Origin of the sequence: Krasilnikovia sp. M28-CT-15 (genome assembly GCF_047159595.1) — a bacterium.
Classification (GTDB): Bacteria; Actinomycetota; Actinomycetes; order Mycobacteriales; family Micromonosporaceae; genus Actinoplanes.
Map to the genome: position 1 here is coordinate 2,430,632 of NZ_BAAGAK010000001.1, position 19,916 is coordinate 2,450,547.

The 19,916-nt window shown below is 72.7% G+C and carries 20 protein-coding genes; 9 read left to right on the top strand and 11 right to left on the bottom strand.

Annotated features, from left to right (window positions below; translation table 11 throughout):
* Positions 1 to 209 precede the first annotated feature (209 nt).
* Positions 210 to 1,424, top strand: a complete 1,215-nt coding sequence (locus tag ACMCNO_RS11530) for a S8 family serine peptidase (RefSeq protein WP_412749398.1) — start codon at positions 210 to 212, stop codon at positions 1,422 to 1,424.
* Positions 1,425 to 1,486: 62 nt separating this feature from the next.
* On the opposite strand, the gene ACMCNO_RS11535 is transcribed toward ACMCNO_RS11530, so the two are convergent.
* Positions 1,487 to 2,209, bottom strand: a complete 723-nt coding sequence (locus tag ACMCNO_RS11535; RefSeq protein ID WP_412749399.1) for a PepSY domain-containing protein — start codon at positions 2,207 to 2,209, stop codon at positions 1,487 to 1,489.
* A gap of 247 nt (positions 2,210 to 2,456) precedes the next feature.
* On the opposite strand from ACMCNO_RS11535, the gene ACMCNO_RS11540 reads away from it, so the two are divergent.
* Complete coding sequence (locus ACMCNO_RS11540; protein WP_412749400.1) at positions 2,457 to 3,170, top strand: hypothetical protein; 714 nt, start codon at positions 2,457 to 2,459, stop codon at positions 3,168 to 3,170.
* A gap of 139 nt (positions 3,171 to 3,309) precedes the next feature.
* On the opposite strand, the gene ACMCNO_RS11545 is transcribed toward ACMCNO_RS11540, so the two are convergent.
* Positions 3,310 to 4,929: an MDR family MFS transporter gene (locus tag ACMCNO_RS11545; RefSeq protein WP_412749401.1), complete on the bottom strand. Its 1,620-nt coding sequence runs from the start codon at positions 4,927 to 4,929 to the stop codon at positions 3,310 to 3,312.
* Between the two features lie 165 nt (positions 4,930 to 5,094).
* Between ACMCNO_RS11545 and ACMCNO_RS11550 the strand changes: the two genes are divergently transcribed.
* Positions 5,095 to 5,643: a TetR/AcrR family transcriptional regulator gene (locus ACMCNO_RS11550; protein WP_412749402.1), complete on the top strand. Its 549-nt coding sequence runs from the start codon at positions 5,095 to 5,097 to the stop codon at positions 5,641 to 5,643.
* A 138-nt stretch (positions 5,644 to 5,781) separates the two neighbouring features.
* On the opposite strand, the gene ACMCNO_RS11555 is transcribed toward ACMCNO_RS11550, so the two are convergent.
* Together ACMCNO_RS11555 and ACMCNO_RS11560 are read right to left on the bottom strand one after the other, a co-directional pair.
* On the bottom strand, positions 5,782 to 6,924 hold the full coding sequence (locus tag ACMCNO_RS11555) for an erythromycin esterase family protein (protein ID WP_412749403.1): 1,143 nt from the start codon (positions 6,922 to 6,924) through the stop codon (positions 5,782 to 5,784).
* Positions 6,921 to 7,508 carry an NADPH-dependent FMN reductase gene (locus ACMCNO_RS11560; protein ID WP_412749404.1) on the bottom strand — a complete coding sequence of 196 codons (588 nt, stop codon included), beginning with the start codon at positions 7,506 to 7,508 and terminating at the stop codon, positions 6,921 to 6,923. The genes ACMCNO_RS11555 and ACMCNO_RS11560 overlap by 4 nt, the downstream gene beginning before the upstream one ends.
* Positions 7,509 to 7,610: 102 nt before the next feature.
* Here ACMCNO_RS11560 and ACMCNO_RS11565 point away from each other — a divergent pair, with 102 nt between their 5' ends.
* A complete protein-coding gene (locus ACMCNO_RS11565; protein ID WP_412749405.1) occupies positions 7,611 to 8,246 on the top strand; it encodes a TetR/AcrR family transcriptional regulator in 636 nt (211 codons plus the stop codon).
* Positions 8,233 to 8,985 carry a DUF4190 domain-containing protein gene (locus ACMCNO_RS11570; RefSeq protein ID WP_412749406.1) on the top strand — a complete coding sequence of 251 codons (753 nt, stop codon included), beginning with the start codon at positions 8,233 to 8,235 and terminating at the stop codon, positions 8,983 to 8,985. The genes ACMCNO_RS11565 and ACMCNO_RS11570 overlap by 14 nt, the downstream gene beginning before the upstream one ends.
* A gap of 124 nt (positions 8,986 to 9,109) precedes the next feature.
* On the opposite strand, the gene ACMCNO_RS11575 is transcribed toward ACMCNO_RS11570, so the two are convergent.
* On the bottom strand, positions 9,110 to 10,372 hold the full coding sequence (locus ACMCNO_RS11575) for an ATP-binding protein (protein ID WP_412749407.1): 1,263 nt from the start codon (positions 10,370 to 10,372) through the stop codon (positions 9,110 to 9,112).
* On the bottom strand, positions 10,369 to 11,052 hold the full coding sequence (locus ACMCNO_RS11580) for a response regulator transcription factor (protein WP_412749408.1): 684 nt from the start codon (positions 11,050 to 11,052) through the stop codon (positions 10,369 to 10,371). The genes ACMCNO_RS11575 and ACMCNO_RS11580 overlap by 4 nt, the downstream gene beginning before the upstream one ends.
* Positions 11,053 to 11,153: 101 nt before the next feature.
* Here ACMCNO_RS11580 and ACMCNO_RS11585 point away from each other — a divergent pair, with 101 nt between their 5' ends.
* Positions 11,154 to 11,738 carry a hypothetical protein gene (locus ACMCNO_RS11585; protein WP_412749409.1) on the top strand — a complete coding sequence of 195 codons (585 nt, stop codon included), beginning with the start codon at positions 11,154 to 11,156 and terminating at the stop codon, positions 11,736 to 11,738.
* A gap of 10 nt (positions 11,739 to 11,748) precedes the next feature.
* Here the strand turns inward: ACMCNO_RS11585 and ACMCNO_RS11590 are convergent, their stop codons facing one another.
* Positions 11,749 to 12,387: a TIGR03085 family metal-binding protein gene (locus ACMCNO_RS11590; RefSeq protein ID WP_412749410.1), complete on the bottom strand. Its 639-nt coding sequence runs from the start codon at positions 12,385 to 12,387 to the stop codon at positions 11,749 to 11,751.
* Positions 12,388 to 12,557: 170 nt separating this feature from the next.
* Here ACMCNO_RS11590 and ACMCNO_RS11595 point away from each other — a divergent pair, with 170 nt between their 5' ends.
* Both ACMCNO_RS11595 and ACMCNO_RS11600 read left to right on the top strand, forming a co-directional pair.
* On the top strand, positions 12,558 to 14,336 hold the full coding sequence (locus tag ACMCNO_RS11595; protein ID WP_412753676.1) for an ABC transporter ATP-binding protein: 1,779 nt from the start codon (positions 12,558 to 12,560) through the stop codon (positions 14,334 to 14,336).
* A 37-nt stretch (positions 14,337 to 14,373) separates the two neighbouring features.
* Positions 14,374 to 16,158, top strand: a complete 1,785-nt coding sequence (locus tag ACMCNO_RS11600) for an ABC transporter ATP-binding protein (RefSeq protein WP_412749411.1) — start codon at positions 14,374 to 14,376, stop codon at positions 16,156 to 16,158.
* 39 nt (positions 16,159 to 16,197) lie between these two features.
* Here the strand turns inward: ACMCNO_RS11600 and rpsD are convergent, their stop codons facing one another.
* Positions 16,198 to 16,806 (bottom strand): 30S ribosomal protein S4, encoded by a 609-nt coding sequence (gene rpsD, locus ACMCNO_RS11605; protein WP_412749412.1) that lies wholly within the window; start codon positions 16,804 to 16,806, stop codon positions 16,198 to 16,200.
* A 100-nt stretch (positions 16,807 to 16,906) separates the two neighbouring features.
* Here rpsD and ACMCNO_RS11610 point away from each other — a divergent pair, with 100 nt between their 5' ends.
* Positions 16,907 to 17,632, top strand: coding sequence for a DUF2470 domain-containing protein (locus ACMCNO_RS11610; RefSeq protein WP_412749413.1), 726 nt, complete (start codon positions 16,907 to 16,909; stop codon positions 17,630 to 17,632).
* A gap of 49 nt (positions 17,633 to 17,681) precedes the next feature.
* Here ACMCNO_RS11610 and ACMCNO_RS11615 read toward each other — a convergent pair whose 3' ends face one another.
* From ACMCNO_RS11615 to ACMCNO_RS11625, 3 genes are read right to left on the bottom strand one after another with little or no spacing between them, the layout of a single operon-like run.
* Complete coding sequence (locus ACMCNO_RS11615) at positions 17,682 to 18,314, bottom strand: TetR family transcriptional regulator (protein WP_412749414.1); 633 nt, start codon at positions 18,312 to 18,314, stop codon at positions 17,682 to 17,684.
* Positions 18,311 to 19,048: an ABC transporter permease gene (locus ACMCNO_RS11620; protein WP_412749415.1), complete on the bottom strand. Its 738-nt coding sequence runs from the start codon at positions 19,046 to 19,048 to the stop codon at positions 18,311 to 18,313. The genes ACMCNO_RS11615 and ACMCNO_RS11620 overlap by 4 nt, the downstream gene beginning before the upstream one ends.
* Positions 19,045 to 19,773, bottom strand: coding sequence for an ABC transporter ATP-binding protein (locus tag ACMCNO_RS11625; protein WP_412749416.1), 729 nt, complete (start codon positions 19,771 to 19,773; stop codon positions 19,045 to 19,047). The genes ACMCNO_RS11620 and ACMCNO_RS11625 overlap by 4 nt, the downstream gene beginning before the upstream one ends.
* Positions 19,774 to 19,916 lie beyond the last annotated feature (143 nt).

Below are 19,916 nucleotides of genomic sequence, written 5' to 3' on the forward strand. Positions count from 1 at the left end.
GACGCAGTCCGTTGATCCTAACCAGCACCGGCCGTTCGGCCGAGGTGCAGCGCCGGGCCCGAGGGACGATCCCGGCGGTATATCCCAATCGGGATGGAGCGTCAGTCGTCGATGCGATTTAACCTGTCGTCAACAAACCGACCACCGTCCATATCTGCGGGTCACGAGCACGCGGACGGGTCGGCCGGCAGGCGCGAGAGAGGAACGACATGGCGATTCGACGCCCCCTCGGCGGCCAGGCCCTGGCCGTCAGTCTGCTCGTTGTGGCGACGGCCACGCCCGCGACGGCAACCCCGGCCGCGGCTGCGACAACGGCACCGACCGGGCAGGTCAGACTCGCGGGCACCGCGGACGCGATTCCCGGCAGCTACCTCGTCGTGCTCAAGAACGGCACCCTCGGCGTCCGGCCCGGCGGCGGGGCGGTCGCCGCGACCGCTCGGGGGGTCGCGGCCGGCTACGGGGCCCAGGTCCACCGTACGTACTCCGCCGCGCTCACCGGCTTCGAGGCCAGCATGAGTGAGGCCGCCGCCGGGCGGATGGCAGCCGACCCGCGCGTCGCGTACGTCGAGCAGAATCAGAAGGTCTCGCTGCTCGCCACGCAGACCGGCGCCACCTGGGGCCTGGACCGCATCGACCAGCGGGCCCGGCCGCTGAGTACGACCTACACGTATCCGGCCACAGCGGACACCGTTACCGCGTACGTCATCGACACCGGGGTGCTCTACGGCCACGCCGACTTCGGCGGCCGGGCCAGCTTCGGCTTCGATTCGGTCGGCACCGACGGGGTCGACTGCCACGGCCACGGCACGCACGTCTCCGGCACGATCGGCGGCGCCACGTACGGCGTGGCCAAGCAGGCCCGGATCGTCGGGGTGCGGGTGCTCAACTGCTCCGGCAGCGGCACCACCGCGGGGGTCGTCGCGGGCGTCGACTGGGTCACCGCGCACGCCAGCAAGCCCGCCGTGGCGAACATGAGCCTGGGCGGCGGCGCCAGCAGCGCCCTCGACGACGCGGTCACCGCGTCGATCGGCTCCGGGGTCACGTACGCGCTGGCGGCCGGCAACTCCAACGCCGACGCCTGCAGCACCTCACCCGCCCGGGTCGGACCGGCGATCACGGTCGGTGCGACCACGAACACGGACGCCCGCGCGTCGTACTCGAACTACGGCACCTGCCTGGACATCTTCGCGCCCGGCTCGTCGATCACCTCGGACTGGAACTCCAGCAGTACGGCGACGAACACCATCAGCGGCACCTCGATGGCCTCGCCGCACGTGGCCGGGGCGGCGGCCCTGGTGCTGTCGCGCAACCCGTCGTACACCCCGGCGCAGGTTCGCGACGCCCTGGTCGCGGACGCCACCCCGGACGCGGTGACCAGCGCCGGCAGTGGCTCGCCGAACCGCCTGCTGTTCGTCTCCCAGTAGCCCGCGCGCACGAACGAGGCCCCGTGGCAAGCCACGGGGCCTCTACCTGGTTCGCCGACGGATCAGTCGTCGGAGCCGTGCCGGCCGCGGCCGTGGTCGTCGCCACCGTTGTCGTCGCCACCGTGGTCGTCGCCGGCGGTGTCGTCCGCGCCCCGGCCGTGGTCGTCCGCCGCGGTGTCGTCGGTGCCCCGGCCACCCCGGTCGTCGGCGGCGGTGTCGTCGGTGCCGCGCCCGCCCCGGTCGTCGGCGGCGGTGTCGTCGGTGCCCCGGCCGCGGCCACCGCGGTCGTCGGCGGCGGTGTCGTCCGAGCCCCGGCCGCGCCCGCCGCGGTCGTCGCTGGTCGTGGTCGCGCCGGACGAGCCCTTGACGCGGTGCCGCAGCACCGCGCCGGTGGCCCGGTCCACGTCGATGTCGTGGCGGACCCCGCCGGCGACGACGTCGACGTCCCAGACCGCGCGGCCGTGCTCCGTCTCGGCCTCGATGCTGGTGACCCGGCCGCCGCCCGTGGCGCGCAGCGCGATCGTGCGGGCCGCGTCGATGCTCACCGCACCCGCCGCGGTGGGCGCCGGGGCCGGCGCGGAGGTCGGCGCCGAGGTCGGGTCGTCCGACCCGGACCGCACCGGGTCGCCGTTGGGCAGCATCGGCACGGCCCGGCCGCCGTGGTCGTCGGCCGCCTGGTGCGCGGCCGAGTCGTCGGCGCCGGCCGAGGCGAGCGCGGTGCCGCCCAGCGCGAGCGCGGCGGCCACCCCGGCGGCAAGAGTGCCAGCGGTACGAATCCTGATCATTGTCGGTTCCTCCGGTGCTGATGACGGCGCTGATGACCGTCGGACAGCAAGCACCGTCGTGCACGGGGGGCTATCGGCGCGCTGTGTGATCGTTAAGCGCACGCTAAGCCGTCACGCATCCGGGGTCGAACGTCCACGAATCGGGCAGGCTGCATTCCTGAGACTGGGCAAAACGTGGCTTGAGGTGACCTTGACCAGGGGTGGGCAAGGTTGCCCCGGTAAGCGCACGCTCCCGGAAGGAACCACCGTGAAGATCACGTTCCCGCGCCTTGCGACCATCGTCGCCACGACCGTCGCGGTCGGCACGACCGCCGCGATCGGAGCGCCGGGCACGGCCGCCGCCGCGGCCTCGGACATCCCGGCCGCGCCGAAGGGCGTGGTGGTCACCCACGAGGGGTGGGACGCCTACATCCAGCGGCAGTGGGTCTCCGGCCTCGACCACTACGACGTGACCGTCAGCGGTGCCGGCAAGGTCCAGACGTACCAGCTGCCGGCCAACCCCGCCGTCCCGGGTCAGGCGCCGCCCACCCCCAAGGTCAGGCTCGACCCGTGCGTGAACTACATCGTGTCGCTGGGCGCGCGGAACGCGGCCGGCCAGGGCGGCACGACCCGCGTCTCGGCGCCGTCCCACTTCCCGGGCGGGATTCTCGCCGCGTCCGCACGTCGGGTCGACGCCACCACCGCCACGTTCTCCTGGAACCCGCCGCAGATCCGCGGCACGAAGTACCCGACCTATTCGACCGAGGTGACGAAGCTCGGCTACATCCTGAACCTCGTCCGGATGCGGGACAACAAGGTCATCACCTCGTTGCGGCCGAACTGGGACTGGGAGACCGCCCGCCAGAACTACACGTTCTACAACCTGGAGAAGGGCGCGTACGTACTGAAGGTCGAGACCTACAACTTCTACGGCTCCTGCGCCGGCAAGACCGGTCGCATCCTGCTCAAGGCGACCAAGTAGGCACTGTGGAAAGACGCGCCTGGCCGGTGGGCCAGGCGCGTCTTTTGGTTTCAGCGGCGTACCGGCCGCCGTGAGACACCTGGCCGGTCCACGGGGGACCGGCCAGGTGTGGTCTGTGCGGCACCCGGACCGGCGGTCGTCAGACGACCGCGCCCGCCTCCACCGCCACGGCGTCGGTGCTCGCCTCGGCAGAGGCCGCGGGCTGTTCCTTGGCGAAGCCGCGCAGCGGTACGTGGCGGATGGCCAAGGCGACCAGCAGACCCACGGCGGCCACGATGGCTCCCCAGGTGAAGACGGCGCTGACGCCGTCGGTGACGGCCTGCTGGAACAGGTGCCGGGCGGCTTCGGGCATGCTGCGCAGCAGCTCGGGGGTCATCCGCGACACGGGAGCGTTGCCGGCACCGGCGGCCGCGCCGGCGTGTTCGGTGATGGAGTCGGTGAGGGCGTGGGTGTACACCGAGCCCAGCATGGAGACGCCCAGCGAGCCGCCCATGTTACGCAGGAAGGTCGCGGCGCCGGTGGCTGCGCCGACGTCGCGCAGCGGCGCGCTGCTCTGGGCGATGAGCATCGTGGTCTGCATGAGGCAACCCATGCCCAGGCCGAGCACGACCATGTAGAGCGACGTGGTCGTCTTGGTGGTGTCGGTGTCCATGGAGGCGAACAGGGCCAGCCCGGCGGCCATGAGGATGGTGCCGGCGATCGGCAGCGCGCGGTAGCGGCCGGTCCGGCTGATCACCGCGCCGCCGGCCAGGGAGGTCACCATCATGGCGATCATCATCGGCATCAGCAGCAGACCACTGTTGGTGGCCGACGCACCCTGCACGAACTGCTGGAACTGGGGCAGGAAGGTCATCCCGCCGAACATCGCGAACCCGACGATGAAGCTGAGGGTGCCCGCGAGGCTGAAGTTGCGGTTGCGGAACACCGCCAGCGGCATGATCGGCTCGGTGGCGCGGCGCTCGACGATCACGAACGCGGCGAAGGCCAGTACGGTCACCGCGGCCAGGCCGAGGATCTGCGGGGAACTCCAGTCGTACTCGGTGCCGCCCCAGCTGGTGATCAGGACCAGCGCGGTGATCCAGGTGGTGAGCAGTGCCGACCCGGTCCAGTCGATGCGGACCCGGCCGGTGCCGCGGGGCAGCTTGGCCAGGGTGAACCAGCACACCGCCAGGGCGATCACGCCGAGCGGCAGGTTGACGTAGAAGGCCCAGCGCCAGCTCAGGTGGTCGGTGATGAAACCGCCGACAAGCGGGCCGCCGATCATGGCGGCGGGCATGACGGCCATCATCACGCCCTGGTACTTGCCCCGGTCGCGGGGTGGCACGATCTCGGCGAGGACCGCCATGACGCCGACCATGAGGCCGCCGGCGCCCAGGCCCTGCAGCGCGCGGAACCCGACCAGCTCGGCCATGTTCTGCGACATGCCGCACAGCACGGAGCCGATCAGGAAGATCGCGATGGAGGCGATGAAGGTCGAGCGGCGGCCGAGCAGGTCGCCGAGCTTGCCCCAGATCGGGGTGGCCACGGTCGAGGCGAGGATGTAGCCGGTGGTCACCCAGGCCAGGTGGTTGAGGCCGCCCAGCTCGCCGAGGATCGTGGGCAGGGCCGGCGCCACGATCATGTTGTCGAGCATGGCCAGCAACATGGCGATGGCCAGCCCGGCCACGGTCGCCAGGATCTCGCGGTGGCTGAACCTCGGTGGAGCCACCGGGGCGGTGTCCGCTGCGTTGGACTTCAAAAGCTTGCCTTCCTTCGACATCACGTTGCTGGCCGGCGGCATTTCTCGGCGAGCCGGGTGCTCACCCTGCTCGTTTACTTGCCGACCGGTAAGTTGTACCTTACCGGTCGGCAAGTCAGCAACTAAGATGAGCGCAACCGGGCGGGTACGGTCAGTGCATCGCGCAGGCGCAGGGAGATGACAGGCATGGCAGGACGGCACGGTGACACCAGGGCCGAGATCCGCCGGGTGGCGCTGGAGTTGTTCACCGAGCGGGGCTACGAGGCCACCTCGCTGCGGGAGATCGCCGAGCGCCTCGGAGTCACCAAGGCCGCCCTGTACTACCACTTCCACAGCAAGGAGGACATCGTCCGGTCGCTGTTCGGCGACTACCTGGCCGCCCTGGACGACCTGGTCGCCTGGGCGACGGCACAGCCCCCCGGGCCGCACCTGCGCACCGAGGTCATCGACCGGATGCTGCAACTGAGCGCCGAGCACGGCCGCCAGGCCATGCAGTTCGCCCTCGCCAACCAGCACGTCGTCCGCGACCTGCACCCCGGCAAGGAGAACGCGTTCGAGCGGCTGCGCACCCTGTTCGACGTCCTCACCGGCCCGGACGCCACCGTCGAGGAGGCCCTGCGCATCCGGGTCGCGCTGCTCAGCATCAACACCACCGTGTTCGCCGCCCAGGGGCTCGACGCCACCGACGAGCAGGTCACCGCGGTCGCCCGCGAGATCGCCCACCGGCTGGCGTGACCTCGGCCGGCGGCGCGGAGATTCAGGCCCGCCGCGACATGATCACCGTGCCCGCGCGGATCGGTCACGAATTCGACGCGCTGCTGCGCCGGCGTGTCCTGCTGGCCGCGGCCTGACGCCCGGGTGACGACATCCACGTCAGGCGAGCCACCGCACCGGAGTCACCCGACGTAGGTGCACGAGCACGTCGAACGCCGCGGAGAGGCGGTCGACGATGAGATGTTCCGCGGCATCCCGGGCGGGGTCGTAGACCCCGCTGACGACGCGGACCGTCGCGGGTCCGTCCCATCGCCGGCGGACGTCGTCGGCGCGCAGGTCCAGCCATGCGGCGGGCCGGCCGGTCGCGGCGAGCCGGGCATCGAGCCAGTCCGGGGCCGGCGCGGGAACCACGGCGATGCCCAGGTCGCCGTGGTGGAAGCCGATCGCCACGGACACGTACCCGGCGCCTTGGTGATCGCGCAGCACGCTGCCGACGGTGGGCTGGGCGTCCCGCACCGGGGCGAGGCCCAGGGTCGCCGGCGTCGCCGCGGTGTGCGCGATGCCGTCCCAGTAGGCCACCGGCCGCCCGGTCCGGCGCTGACCGGTCATGATCGTTTCGGCCCACGCCCGGGCGTCGCCCGCGTAGCTGTCCCGTCCGGCGACGCTGCGTTCGTGGAAGTCCACGATCCGGCGCATCGGGGCCAGGACCGCATCGTCGGGCAGCCGCTCGACGATGGCAAGCGCGTCGCGGGCATGGTCGGCGAAGGGCCGGCCGGGGTGCCGGCCGCGCGCGCGTTGGACGTGCTCGTCGGTCTGGTGCGCGGTACGGATGGGTGCCAAATGCGCCTGGAGCTCGACCAGTCGGCCCGGCGCCGCCACGCGGACGTGGTCGAGTACGGCCTCGTAGTCGGCGGGTCGCGCCTGCCCGGGCTTGACCCCGAAGATGCGGACGGGATCGTGCGGATGGTCCTGATTGAAGGAGCGGATCCAATCCAGCGCCGCCGCCGTCTCGGCGGTACGCCACGGGCGCCACGCCCCGTCCAGTGCCGACGCCACGGACCCGGCACCGCCGGTGACGTAGGCGTCGAGCCTCGCCCCGACGCTGGCGTCGTCCTGCAGCGCCAGCGCCCGGAAGCCGTGTCGCCGGACCAGGCGGCGGAACACCCGGTCGCGTACGTCGAAGGTCTCGTGGGCGAATCTCGTGGACTCGCCGAGCCCGACGATCGTCGCGCCGGTGGCGATCGCGTCCGCCAGTTCGTCGAGCACGGCGGGTGGGACCGGTCCGGCCGGGGCGGCGATCACGCCACGGCTCCTGTTCGGACCTGCGCCAGCGCTCGGGACCACACGACGACGTCCGCCAGCGTGGCGGTGAGTGCCTGGTGCGCCTGCGGGCCGGGAGTGACCTCGCCCGGCTCGGTGGGCGCGGCGAACGTGAAGTCGTGGTGCAGCGTCAGCGCCGCCTGGCTGCGGACGGTGGCGACCTTGAGTTCGGCCAGGATCAACCGTAGGTGCTCGACCGCGCGGATACCGCCGTGCAGGCCGTAGCCGACGAAGCCGGCCGCCTTGTCGTTCCATTCTGCGTAGGCGAAGTCCATGGCGTTCTTCAACGCGCCGGGGAGCGAACGGTTGTACTCCGGCGTGACGAAGACGTATCCGTCGTAGCGGGCGACGGCCTCGGCCCAGCGGACGGTGTGGGCATGGGCGTACCGACCGAACAGCGCGGGCTGCTCCTCGTCGAGGAGCGGCAGGTCGAAGTCGGCGAGGTCCACGATGTCGAAGTCGGCCGACGGCTGTTGCCGGGCCGCCGTCGCGGCGACCCACTCGGCGACGATACGGCCTCGGCGGCCGGGTCGCGTGCTGCCCACGATGATCCCGATCCTGGTCACTTCTCCTCCTTGATTCCGAAGTCTTGCACCGATCGGTGTAGAACCTACGCCGATCGGTGTACCTAATGCAACGCCCTATGCATTTGGGTAGGGTCGGTGATCGTGACGGAGAGAAGGCGGCCCGCCGGTCAGCCGGACAAGCGCCGGGCCATCGTGGCCGGGGCGCTGGCCCTGTTCGCCCGCGACGGCTACACCCGCGCCGGCCTGGATGCGATCGCCGCCGAGGCCGGCGTCTCGAACCGCACCATCTACAACCACTTCACCGACAAGGCCGAGTTGTTCCAGACGGTGATCCGGGAGAGCACGCAGCGGGTCGCCGACACGATGGTCGACATCATCGACCGTCATCTCAGCAAGATCGTCGATCTGGAGTCGGACCTGATCGACTTCGGGCTGGCCTGGCTTGGCGTACTGACCTCCGAGCTGGCCCCGCACTTCGCGCTCATCCGCCAGATCAACGCCGAACGGGAGCACATCCCGCCCGCCGCTCTGCTGCTCTGGCAGCAGACCGGCCCCGGCCGCACGCGGCACGAGCTGGCCCTACGGCTGCGCCGGATCGCCGAGCGCGGCGACCTCGCGATCGACGACCCCGACCGCGCGGCCGGGCATCTGATGCTGCTCATCTCCGCCGACAACCTCACCGACCCGGACGCCCTGCACGACCGGGCCGAGGTCACGGCGATGGTCGCCGCCGGGGTGCGCACCTTCCTGCACGGCTACCAGGGTGCGCAGCGCTGATGCCGACCGGCCGCGCCCGCAAGGCCGGTTAGTTGATCTTCGATGTACCATCCGCGAAATGGATCATGGTAATCAGCCGCTTCCGACTCCTGTCGTGCCCGCGCCGCAGCCCGCGGCACCCGCATGGAACGGCAAGACGAACGGCTTCTCCATCGCCTCGCTGAGCCTCGCGCTCTTCGGCTGCATCAGCGTGATGAGCATCGTGTTCGGCGTGATCGGGCTGCGCCAGAGCCGGCGCAACGGCGACCGCCGCGGAAAGATCTACGCGATCCTCGGACTGAGCATCAGTGCCTTCTGGGTACTGGCCATCGCGGTCGCCGTCGGCGTGGCCATCGTCAAAGACGTCGCGGACGGGCCCGACCGGGATGCGTCCGGCGCGATCCGCGGCGAGCGTTCGATCCTCGCCACCGAGCTGCGCGTCGGCGACTGCATCAAGGACCTCGAATCCCAGTCCGGTCGTGAGGTCGACGTGCTGCCCTGCGCGTCGGCGCACAGCAGCGAGGTCTTCGCAGTCCTTCCCCTGCCCGGCGGCTCCCGGCTGCTGACGGGGAAGGCCAGGCAGCAGGTGGAGACCAGCTGCGCCGCGAAAGTCACGGAGTACGCGGGGCCGAAGCTCGACAAGGACGCCTACCTGGTGCTGGTGGTGACCCCCGAGGACCTGGACGCCCCCGACTTTCACGATGTGCTGTGCATCGCTCACCGTCAAACCGGCACGACGACCGGCTCGCTGCATCACTAGACGCGGACGGCCCAATCCATGGACAGCATGTGCCGGGAGGTGCAGGGCTTCGCCAGCCCCGACGGTGCGGCGATCCCCGCCGGGGGCCTGGCCGGACTCCTCGACCGGGCGTGCGGTTCGCCGGTCAGCTGGGGCCGAACAATTCCAGGATGACGCGGGCGCCACCGCTACGGGTCGCCTCGACCCGCAGCGCCCCACCGCTGGCCTCGGCGGCCTGCCGGGCGATGTCCATGCCGAGCCCGGTCGAGCCGGATCCCGAGGCGCCGCGGCGTAGCGCCGACTCCGCGAACCCGGGACCGGCGTCCGCGACGGTCAGCACCGCGCCGCCGCCCGGTCGCGCGGTCAACGACACCCCGAAGTCGGTGCCGTCCGGCGTGTGCGCGAACACGTTGCCCAGCAGGGCGTCCAGCGCCGCCGCGAGATCGTCGGCGGGAACCGCCACCGGGAGCGGCATGCCGGGCAGCTGACGGTGTACCCCTCGGTCGGTGTCCTCGGCCAGCACGGACCAGAACGCGACCCGGTCCGCGACCACCGCGGTCGCGTCGCAGCCGGTCCGCGGGCGCTGCGCGCCGCGGTGGCGCGCCTCCCGGATGACCGCGGTGACGGCCCGCTCGATGGCGTCCGCGGCCGCCGCCACCCGGGCGGAATCGTCCGGGTCGCGCAGCGACTCGGCCTCCAGCCGCAGCGCGGTCAGCGGCGTCCGTAGCCGGTGCGACAGGTCGGCGACCTGCTCCCGTTCCTGGCGCAGCAGGTCCTGGATGCGTCCCGCGAGATGGTTCAGGGCCCCGGCCACCTCGCGCAGCTCCGGCGGCCCGGCGGGGGAGGCCCGGGCCGACAGCTCCGCGCGGGCCAGGCGATGCGAGACCGCGGACAGCTCCGCGATCGGGGCGACCAGCGTACGGGCCAGCCGGTCCGCGACCAGCAGCCCCAGCAGGACAAGGGCGGCGCCGAGCCCGGCCAGCACCAGCCACGCCTTGGTCACCCCGCGGGTCAGCTCCGCGCGCGGCACCACGGTGCGCACCACCGCCGTGCCCTGCGCGGTGACCACCGGCACGACGATCTCCCGCCCGTCCGGGCCGTCGACCGTGAACGACTGCCCGTCCGCCCGCGCCAGCCGCACCGCCGGGGTCTCCGGCGCCGGGGTCCCGAGCACCCGGCCGTCCGGCAGGTAGACCGTGACCGGCGCGGACACCCCGCTGAGCGACAGCTCCAGCTGGGTCGAGTCGCTGGTGCCCACCAGTGGGACGATGGCCCGGACCACGTCGTCGGCGGCGCTGACCGCCCGGTCCGCGGCGACCTGGCGGATGAGCAGCGCCAGCGGCACCAGGAAGGCCAGCAGCACCAGGCACGTGGTGGCGGCGACCAGCAGGGTGAGCCGGCGCCTCACGCCGGCTCGCTCAACCGCACGCCGACCCCCCGGACGGTGTGCAGGTAGCGCGGCGCCTGGGCGGTCTCGCCGAGCTTGCGGCGCAGCCACGACAGGTGCACATCGACGGTCTTGTCCGCACCGCCGTACGGCACCTGCCACACCTCGGCCAGCAGTTCCCGCTTGGTCACCACCTGCCCGGCGCGGCTGGCCAGGTGGTGCAGCAGGTCGAACTCGCGCGGGGTGAGGTCGAGCGGGGTGCCGTCCAGGGAGGCGGTACGGGCCCCGGCGTCGATGCTCAGGCCGCCGACCGTGAGCGCGGCCTGCTCGGCGCGGTCCCCGGCGCCGCGGCGCAGCACCGCCCGGATCCGGGCGTCGAGCTGCGCGGCGGTGAACGGCTTCACCACGTAGTCGTCCGCCCCCGCGTCCAGCACCTGCACGATCTCGGTCTCGTCGTCGCGGGCGGTCGCCACGATCACCGGGACCGGACTGACCGCCCGCAGCATCCGCAGCAGCTCACGGCCGTCGAGGTCAGGCAGGCCCAGATCCAGCACCACCAGGTCGGGGCGTTCGGCCAGGGCGGTCTGCAGCCCGTCCATCGCCGTGTGCGACGCGGCCACGGCATGGCCCCGCTCGCGCAGCGCGCGCAGCAGATGGGTACGGATCGCCGAGTCGTCCTCGATCAGCAGCAGGTGGGCCACCGCTGCACGGTAACCCGGGCACCGCCCGCCACCAGGCGTGTTAACCCTCCCTTAGCGCTCGGCAGGCCCCGCCTTAGCGTCGCGCCGGGCATCATCGGTGAGTGACCCGACGTACCCTGCTCGTGATCGCCGGCTGGTTCGGCGCCGCCGTCCTGGCCGTGCTCATCGGGATGGGTGCCGTCCGGGTCATCGGCGACGGCCTCACGTCCGAGGCGGGACGCCCACGCTCAGAGGCCGAAGTGGCCCAGACTCTGGCTGCCCGGGGGGTGCCCAGTGCCTTGTCATCAGTCCCGCCCACCGTCTCACCCGAGGTCTCGTCCGCAGTTGAGACCCCGCCCCGCCAGGATCCGCCCGCCGCGGACCCGTCCGTCACGGCCTCCGCGCCCCCACGGGTCCCGGTAGCGCCCAGCACCTCCACCGGGACGGGCGCCGCCCCGGCGCCGACCGCGGCGACCCGCTCCTTCCGCACCCGCGGCGGCACGGTGGTCGCCCGGTGCGAGGCGGGTCGCGTCGAGATCGTCGCGATGTCACCGCTGAGCGGGTTCGCGGTGCACGAGCGCGACCAGGGGCCACGGGCGCAGGCGGAGGGGGAGTTCCGGGGCACCGCGGACGAGCACGACCGGGTGCGCGTCCGGGTCACCTGCACCGCGGGCCGTCCCGTCCTGACCGAACGCAGCGACGACTGATCCTGGCGGCTCACACGCCGAACTTGGCGGTCCGCAACCGGTCCGTGATCGCCGCCGGACCCTCGATCTGCACCCGGGCGGCCTGCTGCCTGCCGGACAGGAACATCAGCAGCTCGCCGGGCTCACCGTTCAGCACCACCGCCGGGCTGCCCGCGTCCGGCGCGCCGACGCGCTGCTCACCGAAGCCGTCCGCGCGCACCAGCACGGGCGCGCGCATCCGGCGCAGCCGCATCCGGGCGCTGAACTTCGCGGCCCGCCACAGCGCCTGCGCCTCACCCGCGTCCAGGCTCCGCGGCGCCCAGTCCGGCCCGCCCCGGCGGATGTCCTCGTGGTGGACGAAGAACTCCACGGTGTTGGTCAGCTCATCCGTGAGCTGGTTGCTGACCGGGCTCCACCACGGCGGATTGCGCACTTGGTCGACCACCCGCTCGTACGGTTCGGCAGCCTTGGCCGTGCGGATCCGCTCGGTGTACGCGGCGAACCGCGGCAGCACGATCCCCGCGGACGCGTCCGGGCGCCGGTCGCGGACCACCAGGTGGGCGGCGAGGTCGCGGGTCGTCCAGCCGGCGCACAGGGTCGGGGCGTCCGGCCCGGTCGCCAGCAGCAGGTCCGCCACGGCCGCGCGCTCCCGGCGTGCGTAGTCGCTCATGGGGAGATCGTATGGGTGGATCCCGTACCGTCGCATCGATGTGTGCGTGGACACACCGGTAATCCGGTGGGCCCGGGCCCAGGGGTTCGGCAGGATGGACCGGTAAGGCCGGGAGCACCCGGCCACGACTTACGCAAGGTGGGGAATTGACCGCGAGGGCCAGCCGAGACGTGCTGGGTCGGGGACTGCGCGTGCTCGGCCACGCGATCCGTACGGAACCCAGACTCTTCACCGTCGGCACCGTCGGCGGCAGCCTGTTCGGGCTGCTCGTCATCGCCAACGCGTACGTGGTCGGCGCGGTCATCGGCCACATCGTGGTGCCCGCGTACGCGCAGCACCGGGTGGAGCCCGCGGCGCTGGCCGCGGTCGCGGCGGTCTTCCTGGGGATCAGCGTGCTGCGGGTGGCCAGCATCTTCGCCAGGCGCCTGGGCGCCGGGTTCATGCAGTTCCGGCTGCAGGCCCGCTACCGCCGCGCGGTCACCAGCCGGTACCTGTCGCTGCCGCCGTCGTGGCACCAGCAGCACGCCACCGGCACCCTGCTGTCGAACGCCAACTCCGACGTCGAGGCGGCGTTCGTGCCGATCGCCCCGCTGCCGTTCGCGGTCGGCACGATCGTCATGGTCGTCGTCGCGGTGATCTCGCTGTTCCTCACGGACTGGGTCCTGGCCATGGTCGGGGTGACGCTGTTCCCCGCGCTGTTCGGCCTCAACCTGGTGTATTCGCGCCGCATGTCGCCGCGGCAGATCCGCGCCCAGCACCTGCGCGCCAAGGTCAGCGCGGTGGCCCACGAGAGCTTCGACGGCGCGCTGGTGGTCAAGACGATGGGCCGCGAGGCGGACGAGTCACAGCGCTTCGGGGTGTTCGTCGCGGAGTTGCGCGACGCGCTCATCGCGGTGGGGCGGCTGCGCGGGCTGTTCGACCCGTTGATGGACAGCCTGCCCAGTATCGGCACGCTCACGGTGCTGCTGCTGGGCGCGTGGCGGCTCGAGACCGGGGCGATCAGCGTCGCCGAACTGGTCAGCGTCGCCTTTCTGTTCACCGTGCTGGCGTTCCCGGTGCGGGCCATCGGCTGGGTGGTGGCGGAGCTGCCACGCAGCGTCGCCGGGTGGGAGCGGGTCCAGGCCGTCCTGGACGCGGACGGCGATCTCGCGTACGGGACCGCCACGCCATCGGGCACGGGTCCGGCCGCGCTGACCTTCGACCGGGTCCGGTTCGGGTACGCGGACGGCCCGGACGTGCTGCACGAGGTCAGCTTCACCGTGGCCCCCGGCAGCACGGTGGCACTGGTCGGCGCCACCGGATCCGGCAAGTCGACGATCGCCGCTCTCGCGGCGCGCCTGGTCGACCCGGCCGCAGGCGCGGTCCGGGTGGACGGCATCGAACTGCCCGAGCTGACCGCCCAGGCGTTGGCCACCACCACGGCGCTGGTGCCACAGATCCCGTTCGTCTTCGACGACACCGTCCGCGGCAACGTGACCCTGGACCGCCCGGGCCTGGACGACGACGCCGTGCAGGCCGCGCTGCGCCTGGCCGAGGCCGACGGTTTCGTGGGCCGCCTGCCCGGGGGCCTGGACACGGCCGTGGGCGAGCGGGGCACGTCGCTGTCGGGTGGGCAGCGGCAGCGGCTCACCCTGGCCCGGGCACTGGCCGGGCGGCCCCGGCTGCTCGTCCTCGACGACGCGACCAGCGCGGTCGACCCGCGGGTGGAGGCCGCGATCCTCGCCTCGCTGCGGCGCCGCGACGCCGGTGCCTCGATCCTGGTGGTCGCGTACCGGCGGGCCACGATCGCGCTGGCCGACCAGGTCGTCTACCTGGAGCAGGGCCGGGTGGCGGCGACCGGCACGCACACCGAGCTGATGGCGTCCGCCCCCGGCTACCGCGACCTGGTCACCGCGTACGAGCAGGCCGAGGCCGACCGCGCGGCCGTCGACGACGAGGTTGCCGCATGAGGGAGTGCACCGAGCGCATGCGAAAGGCGGGCCCCCGATGAGTACGACGCCGGTGACAGCGGACCGGGCGGAGGGGGCGTTCGCCACGGTGCGGCGGGGGATCGCCCTGTCGCCGGAGCTGCGGCCGGGGCTGGCCGGCACGATCGCGCTGGCCGTGGTGGCGATGGTCGGGCGGGTGGCCGTACCGATCGCTGTCCAGCAGGGGATCGACCGGGGCATCCGCGCCCCGGGCGGCCCGGACCTCGGGGTGGTCCTGACCGTCGTGGTGATCACGCTGGCGGCCCTCGTGGTGTCCACGACCTGTGGCTATCTGATGACCCGCCGGCTGTTCACGGTCAGCGAGACCGCCCTGACCTCGCTGCGCGCGCGCACGTTCCGGCACATCCACGATCTGTCGATGCTGCACCAGCAGGCGGAGCGGCGCGGCTCGCTGGTGTCCCGGGTCACCGGCGACGTCGACCAGATCACCCAGTTCCTGCAGACCGGCGGCATCATGCTGCTGCTCTCGTCGGGGCAGCTGGTGGTCACGACCGTGGTGATGCTGATCTACTCGTGGCAGCTGACCCTCGTGGTGTACGCCGCGTTCGTCCCGGCCGTGGTCATCATCCGGTTGTTCCAGCGGCGGCTGGCCGTCGCGTACCGGATCGTGCGCGAGCGCACCGGCGCGATGCTCGGCGTGGTCGCCGAGAGCGTGGTCGGCGCCACCGTCATCCGGGCGTACGGGGTGGCCGACCGCACCGAGCGCCGCCTGGACACGGCCATCGGCGATCTGCGCACGGCGCAGCAGCGCGCCATGCGCACCAGCGTGATCGGCTTCTCCACCGGTGAGCTGGCGGCCGGGCTGGCGCTGGGCGCGGTGGTGGTGGTCGGGGTGCTGCTCGGCATCGGGGGCGGGCTGAGCGTGGGGCAGCTGACCGCGTTCCTGTTCCTGGTGACGCTGTTCATCCAGCCGGTGCAGATCGCCACCGAGGTGCTCAACGAGGCGCAGAACGCGGTGGCGGGCTGGCGCCGGGTGCTGGACGTGCTCGACCTCGACCCGGACGTGGCCGACCCCGACGAGCTGGGGGTGGCGCTGCCGGAGGGCCCGCTGTCGGTGCGGTTCGCGGGCGTCTCGTTCCGCTATCCCGGCGGCCCGGTCGTGCTGGCCGATGTGGATCTGGAGATCGCGCCGCGGACCAAGGTGGCCGTGGTCGGGGAGACCGGCAGTGGCAAGACGACGTTCGCGAAGCTGCTGACCCGGCTGATGGACCCGGGCGCGGGCGAGGTGCTGCTGTCCGGCACGCCGTTGACCTTCGTGCGGTTCGCGTCGCTGCGCTCGCGGGTGGTGATGGTGCCGCAGGACGGGTTCCTGTTCGACGCCACGGTGGCGGAGAACATCCGCTTCGCTCGTCCGGAGCTGAGCGACGCCGACCTGGAGCTCGCGTTCGTGGAGCTGGGTCTCGACGACTGGCTGGCCGGGCTGCCGGACGGGCTGGACACGGCGGTCGGGGAGCGGGGGGAGGCGCTGAGCGTGGGGGAGCGCCAGCTGGTCGCTCTGGTCCGGGCGTACGTGGCGGACCCGGACCTGCTCGTGCTCGACGAGGCCACCAGCGCTGTGGACCCGGCCACCGAGGTACGCCTGCAGAAGGCGCTGGACGCGGTGACCCGGGGCCGGACCACGGTGGCGATCGCGCACCGGCTGTCCACGGCGGAGGCCGCCGACGAGGTGATCGTGGTGGACGCGGGCCGCGTCGTGCAGCGCGGCCCGCACGCCCGTCTGCTGGAGGACCAGGACTCGATCTACGCCAACCTGTATGCCAGCTGGCTGGAGCAGACCCGCTGAGCGGCCAGCGGACCTGATGGGTCAGCGGACCTTATTGGGTCAGCGGGCGTAGAACTCCACCACGAGCTGCTCGTCGCAGGCCACCGGGATCTCGCGGCGCAGCGGCTCGCGCAGCACGGTGGTGCGCAGCTGCGCCAGCTCGGTCGACAGGTACGGCGCGGTCGGCCCGTCCAGGTGGGCGCCCGCCGCGGCGAGCTGGAACGGCGGCTTGGTGCGGCTGCTGTCCCGGACGGCCACGACCTGACCGGGCTTCAGCCGGTACGACGGCCGGTCCACCTTGCGCCCGTCCACGGTGAAGTGGCCGTGGGCGACGAGCTGGCGGGCCTGGTAGATGGTCCGGGCGAACCCGGCGCGCTGCACCGTGGCGTCGAGCCGGCGTTCGAGCAGGACGACCATGGTCTCGCCGGTCTTGCCGGTGCCCTTGTGCGCGTCGTCGTACGCCCGGCGCAGCTGCGATTCGCTGACGTTGTACTGGTGGCGCAGCCGCTGCTTCTCCAGCAGCCGCACCTGGTAGTCGGAGGTCTTGCGCCGGGCCCGTCCGTGCACCCCGGGCGGGAACGGCCGCCGCTCGAAGTACTTGACGCACTTGCGGGTCAGCGGGATGCCGAGGGCGCGCGACAGCCGGACCTTGGGACGGGAATTGTTCACGTGCGCTCCGATCGAGGGGTGTTACGGTTAGGCTCACCTTACTAAGGTAAGGCTAACCAGCGCCACGGCCCCCCGTTCCCGGCTCTCGGAGGTACCGTCCATGCACCCCAACCCCGCCGAGGTCGCGCGGACGATCGTCGCGGGCCACCTGCCCGCAACCGCGCACGTCTCCGGCCACCCCGGCGCGCTGCCGGTGCGCCACGTGACCGACGCCCGCGGCAACGTCCTGCTGCTCAGCCCGCGCGACGGCGCGCTGGCCGCCGCCCTGCGCCCCGGCGACGGCACCGACGACACCGCGATGGTGCTCGACGTCAAGGACGTGCCCCCGATCGCGGGCGCCCCCTCGCTCGGCCGGGTGTGGGTGGTCGGCTGGGCCCGCGCCCTCGCGGGCGCCGAGGCCCGGGCGGCCGCCCTCGACTACGCCGACACCGACGCCACCGGCGACCTGCTCGACGTCGGCGGGACCCAGATGCTGCACCGGATGGAGGTCGCCGAGATCCGGCACGAGCGGCACGGCACGCTGCATGAGATCGACCCCGATGAGTACGCCGGAGCCACCCCCGACCCGCTGCGCGCCATCGAGTTCGACCTGCTGGCCGACCTGGCCGACCACCACCTCGCGCAGGTGGCCGCGTACGCGAACCGCTGCCTCGGCGCGGCCGCCCGCCCCGGCGACGAGCCGCGGGTGGTCCGCCTCGACCGGTACGGCCTGATCGTCCGCGCCGGCAAGCGGCTGGCCCGGCTGCCGTTCCCCGCCCCGGTCGCCGACCGGCACGAGCTGGCCCACCTGCTGCACCCGGTGCTCTGCCGCCACTGCACGGCCTGATCCCGCCTCCCGCAGGCGGTGGCGCGCCGCGGTCAGGCGCCGACTCGGCTCACAGCTCCCCGGTCAGGTACCGCTGCACGGTGGGGCCGATCGCGGCGACCAGCTCCTCCGCGGGGGCGCTCGCCACGGGCTCCACCTTCAGCACGTAGCGGACCGCCGCCAGCCCGGCGATCTGCGTCGCCACCAGGGCCGCCCGCAGCGGCGCCTGCGCCGGATCCAGGCCCAGCTCGACGACGGCTCGGCGCAGGATCTGGGTCACCACGAACTCGCGCATCAGCCGGGCGGTCCAGTCGTTGCTCATCGCCGAGCGCAGCAGGGCCACCGCGGCGCCCCCGGCCGGCGAGTCCCACACCGACAGCACCAGCCGGACCAGCCGCTCACCGGCCTGCTCGCGCGGCCCCGCGAGCGCCTGTGGCACCAGCTCGGCGGGATTGATCGGCGAGTTCATCGCCGCCAGGAACAGCTTCTCCTTCGTGCCGAAGTAGTGGTGCACCAGGGCGGGGTCCACGCCTGCGTCCCCGGCGATCGACCGGATCGATGCCTGGTCGAAGCCACGCTCCGCGAACGCGGCGCGCGCGGCGTCCAGAATGGACTGCCGGGTGTCCTGGTTGCCGGGCCGCCGCCCGCTGCGCCGGGTCCGCAAGCCCGCCCCGGCGCGGTCTTTGCCCGGCGCACCACTCACGGCGTGCGCCGCCGCAGGGTCGCGGCGGCCAGGATCAGCGCGGCCACGGCCGCCCCGGTCACGACCATCAGGTCGTGCCACATCGTCGCCGTGGCGGCGGCGTGCACTCCGACCTGTCCCAGCGCCTCCACCGCGTACGACAGCGGCATCACGTCGCTGACCACCTGCAGCCAGTCCGCCATCTGCCCGCGCGGCACGAACAGGCCGCACAGCAGCAGCTGGGGCACCACGACGACCGGCAGGAACTGTACGGCCTGGAATTCCGTGCGGGCGAACGCGCTGCACAACAGTCCCAGCGCCACGCCCAGCACCGCGTTGAGGATGGCGATGAGCACCACCAGCCACGGGCTGCCCACGGTGTCCAGCCCCAGCAGCCCGTACGCCGCGCCCACGGCGACCCCCGCCTGCACCGCGGCGGCCAGGCTGAACGCGATGCCGTACCCGAACAGCAGGTCCACTTTGCCCAGTGGGGTGGTCAGCAGCCGCTCCAGGGTGCCCGTGGTGCGTTCGCGCAGCATGGCGATGCTGGTGACCAGGAACATCGTGACGAACGGGAAGACGCCCAGCATGATCAGGGCGATCCGGTCGAACGTGGGACCCGCGTCCTCGTACATGAAATACAGCAGGGTCAGCAGCAGCGCCGGGACCACGACGAGCAGGGCCACCGTACGCCGGTCGTGCCGCAGCTGGCGCAGCGCCCGCACCGCCGTGGCCGTGGTGATCCTCGGGTTCATGCCGTCGCCTCCGCGCTCTCGCGTTCGCGGATGAGGCGCAGGAACGCCTCCTCCAGGTCGTCCGTCTCCGCCGCCGTGCGCACCGCGGCCGGGGTGTCGTCGGCGATCAGCCGGCCCTCGCGGATGAGCAGCAGACGGTCGCAGCGCCCGGCCTCGTCCATCACGTGGCTGGACACGAGCAGTGTGGTGCCGCGCGCGGCCAGCTCGTGGAACTGGGCCCACAGCTCGACCCGCAGCACCGGGTCCTGCCCGACGGTCGGCTCGTCCAGCACCAGCACGTCGGGGGTGCTGAGCATGGCGCAGGCCAGCGACACGCGGCTGCGCTGACCGCCGGACAGGTTCACCACGAGCTGCCCGGCGGCGTCGGCCAGACCGACGTCGGCGACGGCGCGGTCGGCGACGGCGGAGGGCAGGCCGTAGAGGGCGGCGAAGTAGCGCGCGTTCTCCCGGACGGACAGGTCGGAGTAGACGCTGGGGGCCTGGGTGACATAGCCGACCTGGCGGCGCAGCGGGGGTGATCCGGCGGGCTGGCCGAGCACGGTCACCGTGCCGGACTTGACGATCTGGACGCCCACGATCGCGCGGATCAGGGTCGTCTTTCCGCTGCCGCTCGGCCCGAGCAGGCCGGCCACGGTGCCGGCGGGCACGGTGCAACTGATGCCGTGCAGGACGCGGCGCCCGCCGCGCTCGACCACCAGGTCGCGGACCTTGATGGCGCTGTCCATCACGCCCTCCTCGAATTCACTGACCGTTGAGTTCAACGCTAGATGAATTCTGTGGCCAGGGTCAACGCCCAGCCCGGGTGATTCCCGGTGATCATGCGGGCGGGTGACGGGATACGACGAGGCCCCGCGGACCGGGTCGGTCG